This is a genomic window from Streptomyces sp. NPDC048248, from assembly GCF_043201875.1.
Lineage (GTDB): Bacteria > Actinomycetota > Actinomycetes > Streptomycetales > Streptomycetaceae > Streptomyces.
This window is the reverse complement of record NZ_JBICZL010000013.1, coordinates 196,249-218,068: the sequence shown is the minus strand read 5'-3', so window position 1 is coordinate 218,068 and position 21,820 is coordinate 196,249. Positions and strand designations below refer to the sequence as shown.

The following is a 21,820-nucleotide window of genomic DNA, read 5'->3' as shown; positions in this document are numbered from 1 at the left end:
CAGCACGGACGAGCGGACCAACGGGTGCCGCCGGAGCAGCGGCCGGCGGCACCCGAACACGTGCGGCAGATCTGTACCACGTATGGGTGGTACCACCACGACCGGTGGATACGCACCGTGCCGGGAAAGTAACTTAGGGCGGCCTAAGGTCCAGAGCGACCGCCACCCGAACTCCCCATACAGAAGAGCACTTTGATGCCCGTGCCCCCTGCCGGCACCGCCCTCGCAGGCGGCACCAACGGCCCCCGCGCGCTGCGCCCCCTCCTCGACACCGTCCTCGAAGCCCTCACCACCGGCGCCGAGGACCGCGCGGGGCCCCTGCCCGCCGGCGGCCCCGACACCGTCGCCCGTGTCGTACGCGACGCGTGCAGCCCGCTGCTCCCCGACCACGGCACCGGGCCCCACGAGGCGCTCCGCACCCTCGTCCACACCCTCGCCGCCGGCGCCGCCGACCCCGCCGACCCGCACTGCGCCGCCCACCTGCACTGCCCGCCCCTCGCCCTGGCCACCGCGGCGGACCTCGCGGCCAGCGCCCTCAACCCGTCCATGGACTCCTGGGACCAGGCACCCGCCGCCTCCGAACTGGAGGCCCTCACCTGCCGCGAACTCGCCACCCAGGTCTACCCCCAGGCCACCGACCCCGACGCACTCGTCACCACCGGCGGGACCGAGTCCAACCAACTCGCCGTCCTCCTGGCCCGCGAGGCCACCCGCCGCCGCGTTCGCACCACCCCCGCACAACGCGGCGACCCCGCCGCCCCGCTCCAGATCGTCTGCGGCGCCAACGCCCACCACAGCATCCACCGCGCCGCCTGGCTCATGGGCCTGCCCCAGCCGATCACCGTCCCCACCCCCGACGGCATCCTCACGCCCGACGCCGTCCACACCACCCTCACCGGCCTGCCCGAGCTCACCGGCCCCCTCCTGCTGACCGCCACCGCCGGCACCACCGACGCCGGCATCATCGACCCGCTACCGGCCCTCGCCGACCTCGCCGACCACCATGGCGCCCGCTTCCACATCGACGCCGCCTACGGCGGGCCGCTGCTCTTCAGCGACACCCACCAAGCCGCCCTCACCGGCCTCGCCCGCGCCCACACCGTCACCCTCGACCTGCACAAACTCGGCTGGCAACCGGTCGCGGCCGGCCTCCTGGCCGTCCCCGACCCCACCACCCTCGCCCCCCTCGCCCACAGCGCCGCCTACCTCAACGCCGACGACGACACCGAAGCCGGCCTGCCCGACCTCCTCGGCCGCTCACTGCGCACCACCCGCCGCCCCGACATCCTGAAGATCGCCGTCACCCTCAAGGCGCTGGGGCGCCGCGGCCTAGGCGAACTCGTCGACCGCACCCTCGCCGCCGCCCACACCCTCGCCGATCTCATCGAGGCCCACCCCCGCTACGAACTCCACTCCCGCCCCACCCTCAGCACCGTCCTCTTCCGCCCCACCGGAGCAGACGACACCGCCCTCGCCACCATCCGCCGCACCCTCCTCGCCGACGGTCACGCCGTCCTCGGCCGCGCCGCCACCCGCAGCGGCCTCTGGCTCAAGGTCACGCTCCTCAACCCCCACACCCAGCCCGGTGACCTCACAACCCTCCTCAACCTCGTGGAAGGCCACATCCCCCGATGACCACCACCCCTCCCGCACACCCCGATGCCGCAGACACCGACCACACCGCCGGCCCCGAGACCCCCCTCGACCTCGCGGGCATCGGCATCGGCCCCTTCAACCTCTCCCTCGCCGCCCTCGCCCAGCCCCTCACCCACCTGCGCACCGCCTTCTACGACCAGCGCCCCGAATTCCACTGGCACCCCGGCCTCCTCATCGACGGCGCCACCCTCCAAGTCCCCTTCCTCGCCGACCTCGTCACCCTCGCCGACCCCGCCAGCCCCTGGTCCTTCCTCAACTACCTCAAGACCCGCGACCGCCTCTTCCCCTTCTACTTCGCCGAGCGCTTCCACATCCAGCGCGCCGAATACGACGCCTACTGCCGCTGGGTCAGCCAATCCCTGACCGGCCTCCACTTCGGCCACCAGATCGACGCCGTCCGCTGGAACCCCGAACACGAACTCTTCGAAGTCGACTTCACCCAGCTCGACACCGAAGGCGAGGCCGAAGCCCTCGGCCGCACCTACGCCCGCAACCTCGTCCTCGGCATCGGCACCGCCCCCCACGTCCCCGAACCCCTCCGCCCCCTCGCCGACGCCCCCACCGTCCCCGTCCTGCACTCCGCCGACTACCTCGACCACCGCGAACGCCTGCTCGCCGCCGACCACATCACCGTCATCGGCGCGGGCCAGTCCGGCGCCGAAATCTTCCTCGACCTGCTCCGCGCCCGCCCCGCAGGCCGCGAACAACTCCACTGGCTCGCCCGCACCCCCGCCTTCGCACCCATGGAATACAGCAAACTCGGGCTGGAGCAGTTCACCCCCGACTACACCCGCTACTTCCACGCCCTCCCCGAGAGCGTCCGCGACGAACTCGTCCCCGGCCAATGGCAGCTCTACAAGGGCATCGACCACGACACCCTCGCCGCCCTCCACGACGAGCTCTACCGCCGCACCCTGCACGGCGGCTGGCCCGACGCCACCCTCACCCCGGGCGTCGCGGTACGCACCGCGGGACGCGTCGGCACCACCAAGATCGAACTCCACCTCGACCACACCCAGCAAGGCACCCGCTCCCGCCTCACCACCGACGCCGTCGTCCTCGCCACCGGCTACCGCGAACGCCGACTCGACACCCTCCTCGCCGCCCTCGACCCCTACCTGCGCCGCGACAACGCCGGACGCCCCCGCATCGACGCCCACCACCGCCTCACCCTGGACCCCGCCGTCACCGGCTCCGTCTACGTCCAGAACGCCGAACGCCACACCCACGGCGTCGGCGCCCCCGACCTCGGCCTCGCCGCCTGGCGCAGCGCCACCATCCTCAACACCCTCACCGACACCCCCGCCTACGCCCTCCCCAGCCGTACCGCCTTCACCACCTTCGGCCTCCCGCAGCCCTCGGCAGGCCCCACCGGCTCCGTGCCACGCCAGGGCTCCACGCTGGTACCCCGCCACTGACCGCACCGCACCGCACCGCACCGCACCGCAGCGCACGGCCACCGATCACCGCACCGCACAGCCACCGCTCACCCGCACCGACGCTCGCGCCACGCCCACGAGGCCGCCGCGCCCAGGGACGCCCCGACCCCTCCGCGCCCGGGCAACCGCCCGGACAAACGGGAGCGGGCCGCCACAACACCGGCGACCCGCCCCACGCCACACCCGCAACCAACCGGTCAGAACACCGGCACCCCGTCGCGCGTCAACCGCCACTCCTCCGACGCGAAGCGCGCGGGATCGATCTCCCCGCTCTCCTGCACCCACCCGATGATCAAATTCCGGATCTCGTCGGACGTCGACCACACCTGCTCCGCCGACGCCACATGCGGGAAATTGCCACCGCCACCGGCCCGGTAATTGTTCACCGCCAGCACGAACCGCGCCGCATCGTCCACCGGCGCACCCTCGAACGTCAGCTTCCCGATCCGCTGCCCCACCGGCTTGGCGATATCGATCTCGTACGCCACCCCGCTGACCGCGTCATAGTTGTAATCCGGCGTATCATCCGCATTCGTCAGCTTCGCCGGATCCACCGGACCACCCGCCGCCGTCCGCGCGTAATACCGCGCCGAGAACTCCAAATACGCCCGCAGCTGCGCACCCGTCAACACCCGCGCCTCCAGGGTGTTGTCGAACGGATACAGCGCCGCCATCGCCCGGATCGTCACCTCCCCGGCCGGCACCTTCGCCGTCCGCGAGAAACACGACGCCTGCGACAACACCGGCAACGCCGCGTGCGCGGAACCGGCGAGCGCCTTACGCACCACCTCCGCCTGCACGAACGCGATGAAATCCAGAATCGCCGTGTCCTTCACCGGCGCCTCCGCCGCCGTCATCTCCGCCTTCGACCGGCCGATCACCTGGTTGACATACGCCACCACCTTCTTCTGCTCGGCCCGCAGCAGAGTGGTGATCCGGGAATCCTCCACGACGGAATTCGCATTCAGCACCTTCGACGCCACGGACTCCACCTGCCACCGCCCCCGGCGCCACTCCACCTCCACATCGAACACCGTCAACCGCTGCCCCCACTTCAGCGGCTCGGAGAGCACCACCTCCCGGCCCGTCTCCTTGTTCACCACGCGCCGCTCCGCAACCTCCACATGCGCATGCCCGACCAATATCGCGTCGATTCCCGGCACCTGCTCGGCGACCAGCACCGCGGCATTCTCCACATACGGCAGCTGATCCCCGTACGAAGACGTCCCACTGGTCCCCGAATGCGCCGACACGATCACCACGTCCGCACCCATCGACCGCAGCTTCGGAACCCACTCCGCCGCCTGCTCCACCAGCCCCGGAAACGCCAGCTTCCCCTGCACATGCGCCTTGTCCCAGATCGCGATACCCGGATTCGTCAACCCCAGCACCGCCACCCGCACATCGCGCCCGCACGGCGTCCGCAACCGCTTGACCACATAGGGCGGGAACGCCGGACGCAACGTCTTCGCATCCACCGCGTTCGCACCCAGCAGCGGAAAGTCGCAGCTCTCCTCGAATTTCCGCAGTACCGGAATCCCGTAATTGAACTCATGATTTCCCAGCGCCGCCGCGTCATAGCCGATCGCGTTCATCGCCCGCGCCATCGGATGCACCGGCGCGTCCGGACCGGTGATCGGCTCGACCTTCGCGTAGTAATACGCCAGTTGCGTGCCCTGAATCGTGTCGCCCGCGTCGATCAACAGGGTGTTGTGCCGGCCCTTCTCCCGCCGCACACCCTCCACCAGCGTCGACACCTTCGCCAGACCGATGTCGTTGTGCGCCGCGTCGTCGAACTCCGCGTCCGTGACGTAGTCCCAGTTGAAGACATTGCCGTGCAGGTCCGTGGTGCCCATGACGGTGAACGCATGCCGACGGCGCCCCCGTCCCGCACCCGGCCCGCCGGCCTCCGCAGCTTCCGCCGCCGGCGCACCGGCCCCCGCGAACGCCACCCCGGCCCCCGCCACCACAGAACGACCCACGAACTTCCTACGGTCGAGCGACATGCCAACTCCCTCTGGACGAACGGCGCCACGCACATGGCGACGCGCGTAGATTCTGGCGCAGCCGCCCCCCGCGCAACACCCCTCGCGGGTTGCGATCGCATGACCGGCCCCCCCACCACGGCACCCGGTATGCCACCCTTCAGCCCGCACACCCCATACACCCGCACACCCCATACACCCGCACACCCGTATGACACCGGCCGCCGACAAACCAGAGGAGCCCCCATGACCGACCCCACCGAGCACCCCGCCGCACACCCCACCGACAACCCAGCCGCCCCCCACGCCCCCCTGCCCTACGGCACCCCCGACACCCCCCGCCTCGCCGTCCGCGGCGAAGCCCGCCTCGAATTCGACCCCGAGATCGCCCGCATCAGCGTCACCGTCAGCGCCCGAGGCACCGACCGCAAAGCCGCCCTCACCGACCTCACCCGCCGCAACGAACAAGCCCTCACCCTCATCAAGAGCTACGGCCAGGCCATCGAAAAGCTCGAAACCGGCACCTTCAGCCTCACCCCGCAACTCACCGACAAAGGCCGCCACGAACGCATCCGCGCCTACCACGGCCGTGTCAACCTCACCGCAACCCTCAACGACTTCACCGCCCTCGGCGAACTCACCACCCGCCTCGGCGACCTCGAACTCACCCGCGTCGACGGCCCCTGGTGGGCCCTGCGCCCCGACTCGCCCGCCCACCGCGCCGCCCGCACCCACGCCGTCCGCGAAGCCGTCCAGCGCGCCCGCGAATACGCCGAAGCGCTCGGCGCCGGCCTCGACGCCCTCGTCGAACTCGCCGACCTCGGTGCCGAGAACGCCGCCCCCGCGGCAGCCCCCACCATGCGCGGCTTCGCCGGCTACGGAGGCCCCCCGTCCGACCCGGGAGCCGCCCCGGCCCTCGACCTCGAACCCCAGCGCCAAACCGTCTACGCCAACGTCAACGCCCGCTTCACGATGACCCGTCCCGCACTCTGAGACCCGGCCGCGCGAAGGCGGAAATCCGCTCATCGGAGCGCCTTCGTGCCCATTCCAATACTTGTCAACAGCCTTTCACCGAGCGGACGTTGAGCAGTCACTTCCCCACACTCCCCTACCGATGGGTAAGTCATAGGGTCGAAACATGCGCCGAGCAAAAATCGTCTGCACCCTGGGACCCGCCACCGACACGTACGAGCAGATCAAAGCACTCGTCGACGCCGGAATGGACGTGGCCCGCTTCAACCTCAGCCACGGCACCTACGCCGATCACGAGGCGCGATTCGACCGGGTCCGCAAGGCATCCGAGGAAACCGGCCGCAGCGTCGGCATCCTCGCCGACCTTCAAGGCCCGAAGATCCGCCTCGGCCGATTCCGCGAAGGACCGGTACTTCTCGAACGCGACGACGAGTTCACCATCACCGTCGAACCCTCCGTCGAAGGCGACCGCCACCTCTGCGGCACCACCTACGACGGCCTCGCATCCGACGTCACCACCGGTGAACGCATCCTCGTCGACGACGGCAAGGTCACCCTCGAAGTCACCGGTGTCGACGGACCACGCGTCCGCACCAAGGTCATCGAGGGCGGCATGGTCTCCGACCACAAGGGCCTCAACCTCCCCGGCGTCGCCGTCTCCGTCCCCGCCCTCTCCGAGAAGGACCGCGACGACCTCCGCTGGGCCCTGCGCACCGGCGCCGACGTCATCGCCCTCTCCTTCGTCCGCAGCGGCCACGACATCGAGGACGTCCACCGCATCATGCGCGAGGAGGACCGCTTCCTCCCCGTCATCGCGAAGGTCGAAAAACCCCAGGCCGTCGACAGCATCGACGACATCGTCGCCGCCTTCGACGGCATCATGGTCGCCCGCGGCGACCTCGGCGTCGAAATGCCCCTGGAAACCGTCCCGATCGTCCAGAAGCGCGCCATCAAACTGGCCAAGCGCAACGCCAAGCCGGTCATCGTCGCCACCCAGATGCTCGACTCGATGATCGACAACTCCCGCCCCACCCGCGCCGAGGCCTCCGACGTCGCCAACGCCGTCATCGACGGCACCGACGCCGTGATGCTCTCCGGTGAGACCAGCGTCGGCAAATACCCCACCGAGACCGTGCGCACCATGAGCCGCATCGTCGAGGCCGCCGAGGAGGACATCCTCGCCAAGGGACTCCCGCCGCTCACCGAGCGCAGCAAGCCCCGCACCCAGGGCGGCGCCGTCGCCCGCGCGGCCGCCGAAATGGGCGACTTCCTCGGCGCCAAGTTCCTCGTCGCCTTCACCCAGTCCGGCGACACCGTCCGCCGCCTCTCCCGCTACCGCTCGCCCATCCCGCTCCTCGCCTTCACCCCCGACCCCGCCACCCGATCCCAGCTCAACCTCACCTGGGGTGTCGAGACCTTCCTCGGCCCCACCGTCGACTCCACCGACGAAATGGTCGCCCAGGTCGACGAGCAGCTCCTCAAGATCGGCCGCTGCCAGAAGGGCGACGTCGTCATCATCACGGCCGGCTCCCCGCCCGGCGTCCCCGGCTCCTCCAACCTCGTCCGCGTCCACCACATCGGCGAGGACGACCACCCGAAGTAGCCCCAGCCGCACCGCGATCCCGCTGGGCCGAGGTCCTGACTGCCGTCCCCGTCAGTACTTCGGCCCGATGTGCCGGTCCATGAGCGCCACGGAGGCTTTCCGGGCCACGGAGATGTTGAACGGGTCGCTGCCGCGTCGGGTGACTCTCCACTCCACTCCGACCTTCGTCAGGGTGTCCGAGAACAGCTGACGGATGTCGTCGGACTTGTTGGTGAAGAAGTACCGCGGATACTCGTAGCGCTTGCGCTCGCCGCCGACCACGCGCGTCGTCCAATTGGTGATCCGGCAGCCGTCGGAGTGGATGAGCCCGCGGAGGAACTCCCAGGGATGCTCGTCCACGATCCGCTGCTGCCAGGCTTCCAGGGCGATCAGCCGCTCGTGCTTCTTGCCGGGGCCGTGCTGGGGGAACAGGCACCATAAGTGCTTGGAGTAGAGCTTCACGTTGTGGCAGCCGGTCCTGCTCACCCGGCACACGGAGTTGTCCGGGAAGACCGCCCGCATGGCCGTCTCGCAGGCGTCCATCACGCCCGGCCAGGCGTTGGCACACGCGATCATGAGACTCGGCACCCGATGCGCCGAGTACTGAATGATGTGGCCGTCGCCCAAGTAGAGGGCCAAGAGGTAGGAGTACGCCGCCTCGTCGAGGTCACGGCCGTGGCATCGGGGGCATTGCCGTTCGTCGGCGCCCGGACACTCGCCGCGTCGGCTGCGGTCCATGTGCAGCCAATAGCCGACAGTGCCGACGGGGACATTCAGGGCGCGGGCCACATCGGAGTTCTTGGCTCCGGCGCGGAGCCGAGCGAGTGCATCGTGTCGCACGTCTGTGCCATGAAAGATCATGCCATCACTATGCGTGACGAATAGCGTGGGTGGGGACACGGAGCGTGAGAATCACGAGAACGTGAAATTCCGTATCTAAGAAGTGCCGGGTGCGGGACTCGAACCCGCAAGCCCTTTCGGGCAGATGTGTTTGAGACATCCGTGTATGCCATTCCACCAACCCGGCCGGTGGCTTCAGACACCATACCGTGTGCGCCCTGCCGACTGCCTCTAGGTAGGCTGCAAGGGCACCACCTGCCTGTAACGAGGAGTCCCGTGAGCGCCGCCGAGCCCGAGCAGCCCGTCGCCGATGACGATCAGTCGCACGTACCGCCGCTGACCACGCGCGTCGTGATCGCCGAGGACGAGGCGCTCATCCGCCTCGACCTCAAAGAGATGCTGGAGGAAGAGGGCTACACCGTCGTCGGCGAGGCCGGGGACGGCCAGCACGCCGTCGAGCTGGCCCGCGAGCACCGCCCCGACCTGGTGATCCTGGACGTGAAGATGCCGGTCCTTGACGGCATCTCGGCCGCCGAGGTGATCGCCGAGGAGAGCATCGCGCCGGTGCTGATGCTGACCGCGTTCTCGCAGCGTGAGCTGGTGGAGCGGGCGCGGGACGCGGGCGCGATGGCGTATCTCGTGAAGCCGTTCTCCAAGAGTGACGTGGTGCCGGCGATCGAGATGGCCGTCAGCCGGTTCACCGAGCTGCGGACGCTGGAGAAGGAGGTCGCCGACCTCACCCAGCGGCTGGAGACCCGCAAGCTGGTGGACCGGGCGAAGAGCATTCTGCAGACGCAGTACGGGCTGACCGAGCCGGCCGCGTTCCGCTGGATCCAGAAGACGTCGATGGACCGTCGGCTGTCGATGCAGCAGGTCGCCGAGGCGGTCATCGAGGACGCCGAGGAGAAGAAGCAGCAGTCGGACCAGTAGCGTCCCGCGCCGACGTGAACGGCCCCGTACCGGTGATCATCGGTACGGGGCCTTCGGCGTTCCCGGAGCGGGGTCAGTCCTCGCCGAGGTAGGCCTTGCGGACGGATTCGTCGTGCAGGAGTTCCGGGCCGCTCCCGGAGAGGACGATGCGGCCGATCTCCATGACGTGTCCTTGATCGGCGAGGGAGAGCGCGGCCTGGGCGTTCTGTTCGACGAGCAGGATGGTGGTGCCCTGGGAGCGCAGCTCCCGGATGGTCTCCATGATCTTCTGCATCATGATCGGGGAGAGTCCCATGGAGGGCTCGTCGAGCATCAGCAGTTTGGGTCGGGACATCAGGGCCCGGCCCATGGCGAGCATTTGCTGTTCGCCGCCGGAGAGGGTGCCGGATGCTTGTTTGCTGCGTTCGCCGAGGATGGGGAAGAGGTCGTAGACCCGTTGGATGTCCTTTTCTATGCCTGCGGTGTCCTTGCGGAGGAACGCTCCGAGTTTGAGGTTCTCGCCGATGGTCAGGCGCGGGAAGAGGCGTCGGCCTTCGGGGGAGTGGGCAAGGCCGCGTTCGACGATCTTGTGGGCAGGTACCCCGTTGAGTGGTTCGCCGTCGAATGTGATCTTGCCGGCGAGGGGCTTGAGCAGGCCGGACAGGGTGCGCAGGGTGGTGGTTTTGCCTGCGCCGTTGGTGCCGATGAGGGTGACGGCCTGGCCGGCTTCGACGGAGAAGGAGATGCCTTTGACGGCTTCGATCTTGCCGTAGGCGACCCGGAGATCCTCGACTTCGAGCAGTGCGGTCATGAGGTTTCTCCGGTCTCTCCTTCGGCCGGCTGGTCCGCCGGGGGTGTTGGTGCGGCGGGTCCCTTCGCCGGTCGGTCGGGCGGGCTTGCCGCGCGGGTGGAGTCGGCTCCCGGGTCGGTTCGGGCGGGGGCCGGCGGGCTCGCGGTGTCCGTCGCGGTCTTCGCCGTGCTCACGGTGCCCGTCGGGTTCGCCGTGCCGTCGGTCGTGTCGTCGACCGGGGTGCCGAGGTAGGCGGCGACGACGCGTTCGTCGGCCTGGACGACCTCGGCGGTGCCTTCGATGAGTTTTTGGCCCTGGACGAGGACGGCGACGCGGTCGCAGAGGTTGAAGATGAAGCGCATGTCGTGCTCGATGACGAGGACGGCGGTGCCCTTGTCGCGGATGGCCAGGACCAGGTCCTGGGTGGCGCGGGTTTCCTGTGGGTTCATGCCGGCGGTCGGTTCGTCCAGGAGGAGGAGGCCGGGTTCGCTGGCGAGGGCGCGGGCGATTTCCAGCTTGCGTTGTTCTCCGTAGGGGAGGTTGCGCGCGAGGTGGTCGCGTTTGTGGGCGAGGCCGGTGAATTCGAGGAGTTCCATGGCGCGTTCTTCCGAGGTGCGTTCGGCTTTCTTGAAGCCGGGGCCTCGGAGGAGGGCGGACCAGAGTCCCTCTTTGGTGCGGGTGTGGCGGCCGACGAGGGTGTTTTCCAGGACGGTCATGTTGGCGAAGAGCCGGATGTTCTGGAAGGTGCGGGCGACGCCGGCCTGGGTGACGAGGTGGGGTTTGCGTGAGAGGCGGGTGCCTCGGTAGCTGACGGTGCCTTCGGTGGGCACGTACAGGCCGGTGAGGCAGTTGAAGAAGGTGGTCTTGCCGGCGCCGTTGGGGCCGATGAGGCCCACGATTTCTCCGGCTCCGACGGTGAGGTCGACGCCGCGTACGGCGGTGAGTCCGCCGAAGCGCATGGTGACGCCGGAGGCTTCGAGGACGGTGCCGGTGTCGGCGCGGTGTGCGGTCCTGGTGGGTGTGGTCATGGTGTCGTCACGCCTTTGCCTTGGTGACGCCGATGGTCGCGTCTCCGTCGGGGAGGCGCTGATCGGGCACGTCGAGCTGGCCGGTCTCGTGGAATTCGAGCTGCTTCCTGCGGTCGGGGATGAGTCCCTCGGGCCGGTAGCGCATCAGCAGCACCAGGGCGATGCCGAAGAGGAGCAGTTGGTAGTCCTGGAGGAAGTCGAGTTTGGCCGGGATGAGGAAGAGCAGTGCCGCGCCGACGAGGGGGCCGCTGAGGGTGCCCATGCCGCCGAGGATGACGGCGGCGAGGAGGAAGGCGGAGTTCGGGGGCTGGGGGCCGGCGAACTGGAACTGCTCGGGGGTGGCGGTGGTGACGACGTGGGCGTGGACGGTGCCGGCGAGTCCGGCGAGTGCGGCGCCGAGGGCGAAGGCGAGGAGTCGCAGCCGGAAGCTGTTGATGCCCATGGCGATGGCGGCGGTCTCGTCCTCGCGGATGGCGATCCAGGCGCGTCCGATGCGGGAGGCGGCGGCGCGGCGGAAGACGAGGACGACGAAGGCCGTCACGAGGATCATCAGCAGGTAGTAGTTGCCGTAGGTGGCGACGGGGAAGCCGAGGATGTTGTGGGATTCGCCGAAGTTGAAGCCGAAGATCTCCAGGTTGGGGATGTTCGGGATGCCCATGGCGCCGTTGGTGACGTCGGGTCCTGTGGTGCCGTTGAGGTTGAGCATGGCGATGCGGAAGATCTCACCGAAGCCGAGGGTGACGATGGCGAGGTAGTCGCCGCGCAGTCGCAGTGTGGGGGCGCCGATGAGGACGCCGAAGAGGAGGGAGGCCGCGGCGCCGGTGAGGAGGGCTGCCCAGAAGGGGAAGTGGAGTCCCAGGGCGGATTCGGGGGAGCCGGAGACGAGGGCGGCGGCGTAGGCGCCGACGCCGAGGAAGGCGACGTAGCCGAGGTCGAGGAGGCCGGCGAGGCCGACGACGACGTTGAGGCCCAGGGCGACGGTGGCGAAGATCAGGATGTTGGCCCCGATGATCGTGTACTGGTCGGTGTCCTGGGTGAAGGGGAAACAGGCGGCGGCGATGAAGGCCGCGCCGAGTGCGGGGCCGCGGTGTTTGAGGGTGAGTGCGGTGAGCCGGGCGATGACTCCCGCCCGGTTGAGGGCGGGGACGGCCAGCACCATGAAGAGCAGGTAGCCGACGAAGGGGGCGCCGTCGTCGGTGTCGATGCCGTAGGTGAAGGCGACCAGTCCGGCTGCGAACGCGCCCGCGATGATCAGGATCTCGGTCCAGGCGGGGAGTTCGCGGGTGGGGCGCTTGACGGTGGTGGCGGCGAGGGTGCCGGTGAAGCGTTGCCAGGTGCCCGCGGGTGGTTGGTCCGGGGTGCGGTCGGCGGGTAGGCCGAGGGCGCCGAGGAGGGTGACCAGGGAGGTCGCGGCCGCGATGAAGCCGCCGGGTTCGAGGTTGACCAGGCCGCCGAGTTCGATGGCGATGGCGATGAGGGTGAACCAGGTGGCCGCGAACGTGCCGAGTGCGGCGAGGAGGACGGAGGCGTTGCGGCCGCCGGGGGTGAGCCACTGCAGGCCGCGGAGGCCGAGTCCGGAGGCGGTGAGGAGGAGGGTGAGGATGCCGCCGGCGAGGGTGACGATCTGGAGGCCGGCAGGGGACCCGTAGTAGGTGAGCTCGCCGGGGAAGTCGTTGCTCCAGGTCCAGGCGAGGCCGGTGGTGGCGGCGGTGGCGAGGGCACCGGCGGCGGTGGTGATGCGGGCGGTGCGCTCGGGGAGCGGGAGCGCGCCGGGGTGGATGCCGGGGGTGGTCTTGGTGATGTCTGTGGTCATCGCTATCACGCCCGATCCGCGACGCGTTCGCCCAGTAGGCCCTGTGGCCTCAGGAGGAGTACGAGGATGAGGAGGACGAAGGCCCAGACGTCCTTCCAGGCTCCGCCGCCGAATTGCTGCATGCCGGGTATTTCTTCGATGTAGGCGGTGGCGAGGGCTTCGGCGACACCGAGGACGACGCCGCCGAGCATGGCGCCGTAGATGTTGCCGATGCCGCCGAGGACGGCGGCGGTGAAGGCCTTGAGGCCCATGATGAAGCCCATGCGGAATTGCACCTCGCCGGTGCGCAGGCCGTAGGCGACGGCGGCGACGCCGGCGAACGCGGCGCCGATGGCGAAGGCGAGGACGATGATGCGGTCGGTGTTGATTCCCATCAGTTTGGCCGTGTCGGGGTCCTGGGCGGTGGCCTGCATGGCGCGGCCGCTGCGGGTCTTGGCGACGAAGAAGCCGAGGGCGACCATGCAGGCGGGGGCGGCGATGAGGACGAAGATGTCGCCGCGTTGCACCGTGGCGCCGAGGATCTCGAAGGAGTCGCCCTTGAACTGGGGGAAGACACGGGCCTGTTTGCCGTCGGGGTACCACTTCCAGATGGCCTGCTGGAGGGCGATGGACAGGCCGATGGCGGTGATGAGGGGGGCGAGTCGGGGCGCGCCGCGGAGGGGTCGGTAGGCGAAACGTTCCGCTGCGACGCCGACGAGGACGGATACCGCGATGCCGCCGATGAGCATGACCGGCAGGGCGAGGAGGAGCGAGGTGTGGGCGGGGAGGGCGAGGTAGACGCTCAGTGCTCCGAAGCCGCCGACCATGAATATCTCGCCGTGGGCGAAGTTGATGAGCTGGACAATTCCGTAGACCATCGTGTAGCCGATCGCGATGAGTCCGTACATCGCGCCGAGGATGAGTCCGTTGGCCAGCTGTTGCGGCAGTTCGTTCACCGCAGGGCCTCCGTTGTGTGGGAGTGACGAGGTGCCGGGGGGTTCCGGTGTGCCGCGGGCCGCGCCAGGGTCGTTCGTGGCGTCCTGGCGCGGCCCGGGGTGGATCGGGTGTGTCGCTTCGGTCGGTCAGCTCTTGTCGATCTTCTTGAACTCCGCGCTGAAGCGGGAGACCCAGGCGCCCTTGTCGACCTGGTAGGCGGTGATCATGGTGTTGGTGGTGTCGCCGTACTTGTCGAAGGCGATGGGGCCGGTGACACCGTCGAAGGCGACCTTGTTCATGGCCTCGGTGACCTTCTTGCGGGCGTCCTCGGGGAGCTTGCCGTCGTTGTCCTCGACGACCTTCTTGACGGCCTGGATGACGGACCAGGTGGCGTCGTAGGTGGAGCCGCCGTAGGCCTCGTAGGCCTCCTTGAAGCCGGCTGCCTTGTAGTCGGCGATGAACTTCTTGGCGGAGGGGAGCTCTTCGACGGGCTTGCCGACGGAGGAGGCGTAGTCGCCCTGAGCCTTCTTGTTGAGCTTGATGTAGTCGCCGCTGTACATGCCGTCGCCGCCCATCAGCGGGACGGTCACGCCGCCGTCCTTGAGCTGCTGGCTGAGCGGGCCCGAGGCGGGGTATTCGCCGCCGTAGAAGACCAGGTCGGGCTTGGCGGACTTGACCTTGGAGACCACGGCCTTGAAGTCGCGGTCGTCGGGGCTGACGTGCTCGGTGCCCACGATCTTGCCGCCGAGCTGGGCGAACTGGTCCTTGAAGGAGGAGGCCAGGCCGACGCCGTAGGTCTTCTGGTCGTCGATGATGTAGGCCTTCTTGGCCTTCATCTTCTCCCATGCGTACTGGCCGTCGAAGGCGCCCTGCACCTCGTCGGTGGTCGCGGTGCGGAAGTAGGTGGGGAACTGGCGGACGCGCTTGTCCTGTTTCCAGTCCTTGCCCTGGGTGAGGTCGGGGGTGGTGTTCGCCGGGGAGATCAGCGTGAGGTCGTTCTGCTTGGAGACCTGCTGCATGGACTGGGCGACACCGGAGTTGAGCGGGCCGACGACGCCGAGGACGTCCTTGTCGCCGGCGAGCTTGGTGGCGTTCTGCTGGCCGACGTTGGGCAGGGCCTTGTCGTCGAGGGCTTCGAGCTTGAACGTGACGCCGTCCACTTCGCCGGCTTTGTTGGCGTTGTCGACGGCGAGCTGGGCGGAGTTGCGGATGCCCAGGCCGAGGGCGGAGAGCTCCCCGGTGGTGGGGGCGTCGAGGCCGATGACGACGGTCGTCTTGGAGCCGTCGCCGCTCTTGTTGTCGTCGCCTCGGGAGCCGCACGCGGAGAGCGTGAGGGCGCCTGCGGTGACCGCGGTGGTGAGGATGAGCAAGGAACGGTGACGCACGATCAGTCCTTTCCCTGGCGCGGCCATTGCTGTCGCATGGCCGTTCGCGCGCCGGGCTGTACGGGGCCATACAGGGTCCGTGCTCGCAGCGCGCCCGGCGGCGCGGTGACTGGCGGTGACTCTAGAGGGGTGTTCGGCGCCCTGGCAGTGGCGCTGACCAGGATGTGACGCTCTTGTTATGACATGCGATGAGCGTTTTGCCTCTATGGTCCTTACAGCCGGTGGGCGGACGTCGTGCGGAGGGCGAACTCGCACTTCCCTGGGGTGGCGCGCCGCGCTGTGACGGAAGGGCGTCCGGATACCGGACGTGATGGGCGCGGTGGGGCCGGTGCCGGTGGGGGGCCCGGGATGCGCGCATGGTGCCTGATCGCGCACTTGCTACGCAGCGTGAGGAAAATGCGTGCGGCCCCGCTCCCGTTGCCGGGATGCGGGGCCGTGCGGACGGCGCCCGAGGTGCCGCCGTGGTGTCAGCTGCGGTACACGTCGGCGTCGACGTCGCGCAGCATGCAGGTGAGGCGGGCGGTGCAGACCCGCTTGTCCTGTTCGTCGCTGATCACGATTTCGTAGGTCGCGGTGGAGCGGCCGCGGTGGACGGGCGTGGCGACGCCGGTGACCAGGCCGGAGCGGACGCCGCGGTGGTGGGTGCAGTTGAGGTCGACGCCCACGGCGAGCTTGTGGGGGCCGCCGTGCAGCATCGAGCCGACCGAGCCGAGGGTCTCGGCGAGTACGGCGGAGGCCCCGCCGTGCAGCAGTCCGTAGGGCTGGGTGTTGCCCTCGACGGGCATCGTGCCGACGACTCGGTCGGGGGCGGCCTCGGTGACTCGCACGCTCATCCGTTCGCCGAGGTGCCCGGCGGAGAAGAGGGCGGGCAGGTCCAGGCCGAGGCCGGTCCACTGGTCGAGGATCTCCTGCGGAAACATGGTCGTGCTCTGCTCGCCCACCTGCTGCTCCGTTCGCTCGCGCGTGATCGCCGTGATCTGTGCCTGTTCCTATCAGGCCGCCGGGCAGGGCTCGGCGCGCGGGTGGCCGTTTCCCGCGGGGTGTGGCCCCGGGCGGTCAGCTTTCCCGGGGGCTCTCCATGCGGATCACCACGGACTTCGAGGCGGGGGTGTTGCTGGTGTCGGCGGTGTGGTCGAGCGGGATGAGGACGTTGGTCTCCGGGTAGTAGGCGGCCGCGCAGCCGCGGGCCGTGGGGTAGTGCACGACGCGGAAACCGGGGGCGCGCCGCTCGCTGCCGTCGGTCCATTCGCTGACGAGGTCGGTGTAGGCGCCGTCGGCGAGACCCAGGGCGTGGGCGTCCTCGGGGTGGACGAGCACCACGCGGCGGCCGTTCTTGATGCCGCGGTAGCGGTCGCTGAGGCCGTAGATGGTGGTGTTGTACTGGTCGTGCGAGCGCAGGGTCTGCAGCAGCAGGCGCCCCTCGGGGATCTTGGGGTATTCCACGGGGGCCGCGGTGAAGTTGGCCTTCCCGGTGGCGGTGGGGAAGCTGCGGCTGTCCCGGGGGGCGTGCGGGAGGGCGAAGCCCTCGGGGCGGGCGACCTTGGTGTTGAAGTTCTCGAAGCCGGGGATGACGTGGGCGATGCGGTCCCGGATCGCGGCGTAGTCCCGCTCGAACTCCTCCCACGGCGTACGGCTCGCCCCGCCCAGGACGCGGCGGGCCAGCCGGGCGACGATGGCCGGTTCCGACAGCAGGTGCGGGCTTGCGGGCTCCAGTCGGCCGCGGGAGGCGTGCACCATGCCCATGGAGTCCTCGACGGTCACGAACTGTTCGGCGCTGCCGCCGTCCGGGGCGGTCTGCAGGTCGCGTTCGGTGCGTCCGAGGGTCGGCAGGATCAGGGCGCGCGCGCCGGTGACGACGTGCGAGCGGTTGAGCTTGGTGGAGACGTGGACGGTCAGGCGGGCGCGGCGTATCGCGGCTTCGGTGACGTCGGTGTCCGGGGTGGCGGAGACGAAGTTGCCGCCCATCGCGAAGAAGACCTTGGCCTGGCCGTCGCGCAGTGCGCGGATCGCGCGGACGACGTCGAAGCCGTGTTCACGGGGCGGCGCGAAGCCGAATTCCTTCTCCAGCGCGTCGAGGAACGCGGGTGCGGGGCGCTCGAAGATGCCCATGGTGCGGTCGCCCTGGACATTGCTGTGGCCGCGTACGGGGCAGACGCCGGCACCGGGGCGGCCGATGTTGCCGCGCAGCAGAAGGAAGTTCACGACTTCCTGGATGGTGGGCACGGAGTGCTTGTGCTGGGTCAGGCCCATCGCCCAGCACACGATGGTGCGGCGGGAGCCGAGCACCATGCGCAGCGCGCTCTCGATCTCCTCGCGGCTCAGGCCGGTGGCGCGCAGCGTGGCGTCCCAGTCGTCGTCGGCCCGTGCGGTGCGCGCGAACTCCTCGAAGCCGTGGGTGTGTTCGCGGATGAACTCCTCGTCGACCGCGCCGGGGTCCGTCTCCGCCGCTTCGAGGATGAGGCGGTTGAGCGCCCGGAAGAGCGCCTGGTCGCCGCCGAGGCGCACCTGGAGGAAGAGGTCGGTCAGCGCGGTGCCGCCGCCGGCGATGCCGCGCGGGGTCTGCGGGTTCTTGAAGCGCTCCAGGCCCGCCTCGGGCAGCGGATTGATCGAAATGATCTTTGTGCCGCCCGCTTTGGCCTTCTCCAGGGCGGTGAGCATCCGGGGGTGGTTCGTGCCCGGGTTCTGTCCGGCCACGATGATCAGGTCGGCCTCGTAGAGGTCCTCCAGCAGGACGCTTCCCTTGCCGATGCCGATGGTCTCGGTGAGCGCGGAGCCCGACGACTCGTGGCACATGTTGGAGCAGTCGGGGAGGTTGTTGGTGCCGAATTCGCGGGCGAAGAGCTGGTAGAGGAAGGCAGCTTCGTTGCTGGTGCGCCCGGAGGTGTAGAAGACGGCCTCGTCGGGGGAGTCGAGGGCGGTCAGTTCGTCCCCGATGATGTCGAAGGCCCGCTCCCAGGGGACGGGTGTGTAGTGCTTTGCCCCCTCCTCCAGGTACATGGGCTGGGTGAGGCGGCCCTGCTGGCCGAGCCAGTAGCCGCTGCGTCCGGCGAGGTCGGCCACCGGGTGGGCGGCGAAGAAGTCCGGTGTGACGCGGCGGAGGGTGGCCTCCTCCGCGACGGCCTTCGCGCCGTTCTCGCAGAATTCGGCGGTGTGCCGCTTCTCGGGCTCGGGCCAGGCGCAGCCGGGGCAGTCGAAGCCGTCCTTCTGGTTGACCCGGAGCAGGGTGAGGGCGGTGCGGCGCACCCCCATCTGCTGCTGGGAGATGCGCAGGGCATGGGTAATGGCCGGCAGTCCCACGGCGGAGTGCTGCGGTTCGCTGACCTCGGGTGCGTCCTGGACGGGGTCCGATGCGGGCGGCTTGCCTGCCATGGCGCTCTCCCTTGAGCCGTGCTGTGCCGTCTCCACCGGCACGCGGCGGATCGTTGCCGTACGCATCAGATCTTGTCATGCGGGGGGCCGGGCGGAGTAGGGAGCGGCGTGGGTCCGCCGGCCCGCCCTCCCGGCGGCTGCGGACGGTGACCAACCGGCCACGCGCGCGGTGGCGGAGCGGCGGGGAGGGGGGCGGAGGCGCCGCCGTGGCGACCGCGGCGGGGATTGTCAGTGGGGCGTGGCAGGATCGGGGGCGTGGCAGCAAAGGCAGCGAAGAAGAGCGAAGCGACCGGCACCGAAGCGGCGGGGGGCGGCCGTCCGCGGCTGCTCCTGATGGACGGGCATTCCATGGCGTACCGGGCGTTCTTCGCCCTGCCCGTGGAGAACTTCACGACCGCCACGGGGCAACCGACCAACGCGATCTACGGCTTCGCGTCGATGCTCGCGAACACCCTGCGCGACGAGGCGCCCACGCATTTCGCGGTGGCGTTCGACGTCTCCCGCAAGACCTGGCGCTCCGAGGAGTTCGCGGACTACAAGGCGAACCGCTCCAAGACGCCCGACGAGTTCAAGGGCCAGGTCGAGCTGATCGGCGAGCTGCTCGACGCGATGCGGGTCAAGCGCTTCGCGGTCGAGGGCTACGAGGCCGACGACGTCATCGCCACCCTCACCGAGCAGGCCACCGCGCAGGGCTTCAAGGTCTCGATCGTCACCGGTGACCGCGATGCCTTCCAGCTGGTCTCCGAGGACGTCACGGTCCTCTACCCCACCAAGGGCGTCTCGGAGCTGACCCGATTCACCCCGGAGAAGGTCGAGGAGAAGTACGGCCTCACCCCCTCCCAGTACCCGGACTTCGCGGCCCTGCGCGGCGACCCGTCCGACAACCTCCCCGGCATCCCGGGCGTCGGCGAGAAGACCGCCACGAAGTGGATCAACCAGTTCGGCTCGTTCGCGCAGCTGGTGGAGCGCGTCGATGAGGTCAAGGGCAAGGCGGGGCAGAATCTCCGCGATCACCTGGAGGCCGTGAAGCTCAACCGACGGCTGACCGAGATGGTGCGCGACGTCACCCTGACCTGCGGCCCCGACGCGCTGGTCCGCGAGGCCTATGACCGCGAGGCCCTCTCGGTGTTCCTCAACGGCCTGGAGATCCGCAACCAGGGCCTGCGCGACCGGCTGCACGCCGTCGACCCGGGTGCGGAACAGGCCGCCGAGGAGGCCGCGCCGGCCGCCGGCGCCGAGATCGACGGCACCGTGATCGCCACCGGCGAGCTCGCCCCGTGGCTGGCCGAGCACGGCGCGGGACCGCTGGGCGTGGCGACGGTCGATGTCTGGACGCTGGGCAGCGGCAGCGTCGCCGAGGTGGCGCTTGCCACCGGTGACGGCCCCGCCGCCTGGTTCGACCCCGCCCAGCTGGACGAGGCCGACGAGCGGGCCTTCGCGGCGTGGAGCGCCGACCCGGCCCGGCCCAAGGTGATGCACAACGCCAAGGGCCTGATGAGGGTCTTCGGCGAGCACGGCTGGAGCATCGACGGCGTCTCCATGGACACGGCGCTGGCCGCCTACCTGGTCAAGCCCGGCCGCCGCTCCTTCGCCCTGGACGCCCTCTCCATCGAATACCTGGGCCGCGAGGTGGCCGCCCCCGCCGCGAGCAACGGACAGCTGGCCTTCGGCGCGGACGAGCAGGCCGAGGCGGAGGCCCTGATGGGCCAGGCGCGGACGGTCCTCGACCTGGGCGAGGCCTTCGAGGTCAAGCTCGCGGAGGTCGGCGCGGCCGGGCTGCTGCGCGATGTGGAGCTGCCGACCAGCGTGCTGCTGGCCCGGATGGAGCGGTCCGGTATCGCCGCCGACCGGGGCTGGCTGGAGCGCATCGAGCAGCAGTTCGCGGCCGCGGTGCAGCAGGCCGTCCAGGAGGCGCACGCCGCCGCGGGCCACGAGTTCAACCTCGGCTCGCCCAAGCAGCTCCAGGAGGTCCTCTTCGGGGAACTGGGCCTGCCCAAGACCAAGAAGACCAAGACCGGTTACACCACCGACGCCGACGCTCTCGCGTGGCTCGCGGCGCAGACCGAGAACGAACTCCCCGTGATCATGCTCAGGCACCGTGAGCAGGCCAAGCTGCGCACGACCGTCGAGGGCCTGATCAAGACCATCGGTGCCGACGGCCGGATCCACACCACCTTCAATCAGACGGTGGCGGCCACCGGCCGGCTGTCCTCGACCGATCCGAACCTGCAGAACATCCCGGTGCGGACGGACGAGGGCCGGGCGATCCGCCGCGGTTTCGTCGTCGGGGAGGGCTTCGAGACCCTGCTGACCGCCGACTACAGCCAGATCGAGCTGCGCGTGATGGCCCACCTCTCCGAGGACGAGGGCCTGATCGAGGCGTTCACCACCGGCGAGGACCTGCACACCACCGTCGCCTCCCATGTCTTCTCGGTCGCCGCCAACGAGGTCGACCCGGAGATGCGCCGCAAGATCAAGGCGATGAGCTACGGCCTGGCCTACGGCCTGTCGGCATTCGGCCTCTCCCAGCAGTTGGGCATCCAGCCCGATGAGGCCCGCAAGCTGATGGACAACTTCTTCGAGCGCTTCGGCGGGGTGCGCGACTACCTCCAGCGTGTCGTGGAGGAGGCCCGCGCCACGGGCTACACCGAGACGATCCTCGGCCGTCGCCGCTACCTCCCCGACCTCAACAGCGACAACCGCCAGCGTCGCGAAATGGCCGAGCGGATGGCGCTGAATGCCCCGATCCAGGGCACCGCCGCCGACATCGTCAAGATCGCGATGCTGAAGGTCGACGCGGCCCTGCGCGCGGCCGAGCTGAAGTCCCGGATGCTCCTCCAGGTGCACGACGAAATCGTCGTCGAGGTCGCCGGGGGCGAACGCAAGCAGGTCGAGGAGCTGCTCCGCCGGGAAATGGCCGCCGCCGCCGAACTGCGGGCACCGCTCGACGTCTCGGTCGGCGCCGGCCAGGACTGGGAGTCGGCGGCCCACTGACCGCGTACGGCGGCCCACCGGCCGCCGAACCGGGCGGGGGGGGGGGGGGGGGCCCCCCCCCCCCCCCGGCGCGGGGGGGGGGGGGGGGCGGCGCGCGGCCGGGGGGGGGGGGGCGCCCGGGGGGGGGTGGTGGTGCCAGCGGG

At 69.8% G+C, this 21,820-nt stretch carries 15 protein-coding genes and 1 tRNA gene; 6 read left to right on the top strand and 10 right to left on the bottom strand.

Annotated features, from left to right (window positions below):
• The first annotated feature begins 195 nt into the window (after window positions 1-195).
• The gene (locus ACGFZW_RS28080; protein WP_393896014.1) at window positions 196-1,635 is read left to right on the top strand and encodes a pyridoxal phosphate-dependent decarboxylase family protein; all 1,440 of its coding nucleotides are present in this window, start codon (window positions 196-198) and stop codon (window positions 1,633-1,635) included.
• A complete protein-coding gene (locus ACGFZW_RS28075) occupies window positions 1,632-3,074 on the top strand; it encodes a lysine N(6)-hydroxylase/L-ornithine N(5)-oxygenase family protein (protein ID WP_393896013.1) in 1,443 nt (480 codons plus the stop codon). Before ACGFZW_RS28080 ends, ACGFZW_RS28075 begins: the two co-directional genes overlap by 4 nt.
• Before the next feature lie 218 nt (window positions 3,075-3,292).
• On the opposite strand, the gene ACGFZW_RS28070 is transcribed toward ACGFZW_RS28075, so the two are convergent.
• Entirely contained in the window at window positions 3,293-5,101 is a 1,809-nt protein-coding gene (locus ACGFZW_RS28070; protein ID WP_393896012.1) for a bifunctional metallophosphatase/5'-nucleotidase, read from the bottom strand.
• 225 nt (window positions 5,102-5,326) lie between these two features.
• Between ACGFZW_RS28070 and ACGFZW_RS28065 the strand changes: the two genes are divergently transcribed.
• Together ACGFZW_RS28065 and pyk are read left to right on the top strand one after the other, a co-directional pair.
• Window positions 5,327-6,073 (top strand): SIMPL domain-containing protein, encoded by a 747-nt coding sequence (locus ACGFZW_RS28065; RefSeq protein WP_393896011.1) that lies wholly within the window; start codon window positions 5,327-5,329, stop codon window positions 6,071-6,073.
• A gap of 145 nt (window positions 6,074-6,218) precedes the next feature.
• On the top strand, window positions 6,219-7,655 hold the full coding sequence (gene pyk, locus ACGFZW_RS28060) for a pyruvate kinase (RefSeq protein WP_393896010.1): 1,437 nt from the start codon (window positions 6,219-6,221) through the stop codon (window positions 7,653-7,655).
• A gap of 51 nt (window positions 7,656-7,706) precedes the next feature.
• Here pyk and ACGFZW_RS28055 read toward each other — a convergent pair whose 3' ends face one another.
• Window positions 7,707-8,495 carry a helix-turn-helix domain-containing protein gene (locus ACGFZW_RS28055; protein ID WP_393896009.1) on the bottom strand — a complete coding sequence of 263 codons (789 nt, stop codon included), beginning with the start codon at window positions 8,493-8,495 and terminating at the stop codon, window positions 7,707-7,709.
• An 83-nt stretch (window positions 8,496-8,578) separates the two neighbouring features.
• A tRNA-Leu gene (locus ACGFZW_RS28050) sits at window positions 8,579-8,661 on the bottom strand.
• Window positions 8,662-8,750: 89 nt separating this feature from the next.
• Here ACGFZW_RS28050 and ACGFZW_RS28045 point away from each other — a divergent pair.
• Window positions 8,751-9,404 carry an ANTAR domain-containing response regulator gene (locus ACGFZW_RS28045; RefSeq protein WP_393896008.1) on the top strand — a complete coding sequence of 218 codons (654 nt, stop codon included), beginning with the start codon at window positions 8,751-8,753 and terminating at the stop codon, window positions 9,402-9,404.
• A 73-nt stretch (window positions 9,405-9,477) separates the two neighbouring features.
• Here the strand turns inward: ACGFZW_RS28045 and ACGFZW_RS28040 are convergent, their stop codons facing one another.
• From ACGFZW_RS28040 to ACGFZW_RS28010, 7 genes are all read right to left on the bottom strand, one after another.
• Window positions 9,478-10,194, bottom strand: a complete 717-nt coding sequence (locus tag ACGFZW_RS28040) for an ABC transporter ATP-binding protein (RefSeq protein WP_393896007.1) — start codon at window positions 10,192-10,194, stop codon at window positions 9,478-9,480.
• On the bottom strand, window positions 10,191-11,201 hold the full coding sequence (locus tag ACGFZW_RS28035) for an ATP-binding cassette domain-containing protein (RefSeq protein ID WP_393896006.1): 1,011 nt from the start codon (window positions 11,199-11,201) through the stop codon (window positions 10,191-10,193). The genes ACGFZW_RS28040 and ACGFZW_RS28035 overlap by 4 nt, the downstream gene beginning before the upstream one ends.
• Before the next feature lie 7 nt (window positions 11,202-11,208).
• The gene (locus tag ACGFZW_RS28030) at window positions 11,209-13,014 is read right to left on the bottom strand and encodes a branched-chain amino acid ABC transporter permease (RefSeq protein ID WP_393896005.1); all 1,806 of its coding nucleotides are present in this window, start codon (window positions 13,012-13,014) and stop codon (window positions 11,209-11,211) included.
• A 5-nt stretch (window positions 13,015-13,019) separates the two neighbouring features.
• On the bottom strand, window positions 13,020-13,949 hold the full coding sequence (locus ACGFZW_RS28025; protein WP_393896004.1) for a branched-chain amino acid ABC transporter permease: 930 nt from the start codon (window positions 13,947-13,949) through the stop codon (window positions 13,020-13,022).
• 126 nt (window positions 13,950-14,075) lie between these two features.
• Window positions 14,076-15,299 carry a branched-chain amino acid ABC transporter substrate-binding protein gene (locus ACGFZW_RS28020; RefSeq protein WP_393896045.1) on the bottom strand — a complete coding sequence of 408 codons (1,224 nt, stop codon included), beginning with the start codon at window positions 15,297-15,299 and terminating at the stop codon, window positions 14,076-14,078.
• Between the two features lie 482 nt (window positions 15,300-15,781).
• Complete coding sequence (locus ACGFZW_RS28015; protein ID WP_393896003.1) at window positions 15,782-16,255, bottom strand: PaaI family thioesterase; 474 nt, start codon at window positions 16,253-16,255, stop codon at window positions 15,782-15,784.
• 115 nt (window positions 16,256-16,370) lie between these two features.
• The gene (locus ACGFZW_RS28010; RefSeq protein WP_393896002.1) at window positions 16,371-18,683 is read right to left on the bottom strand and encodes an FdhF/YdeP family oxidoreductase; all 2,313 of its coding nucleotides are present in this window, start codon (window positions 18,681-18,683) and stop codon (window positions 16,371-16,373) included.
• A 255-nt stretch (window positions 18,684-18,938) separates the two neighbouring features.
• Here ACGFZW_RS28010 and polA point away from each other — a divergent pair, with 255 nt between their 5' ends.
• Window positions 18,939-21,677 (top strand): DNA polymerase I, encoded by a 2,739-nt coding sequence (polA, locus tag ACGFZW_RS28005; RefSeq protein WP_393896001.1) that lies wholly within the window; start codon window positions 18,939-18,941, stop codon window positions 21,675-21,677.
• Window positions 21,678-21,820 lie beyond the last annotated feature (143 nt).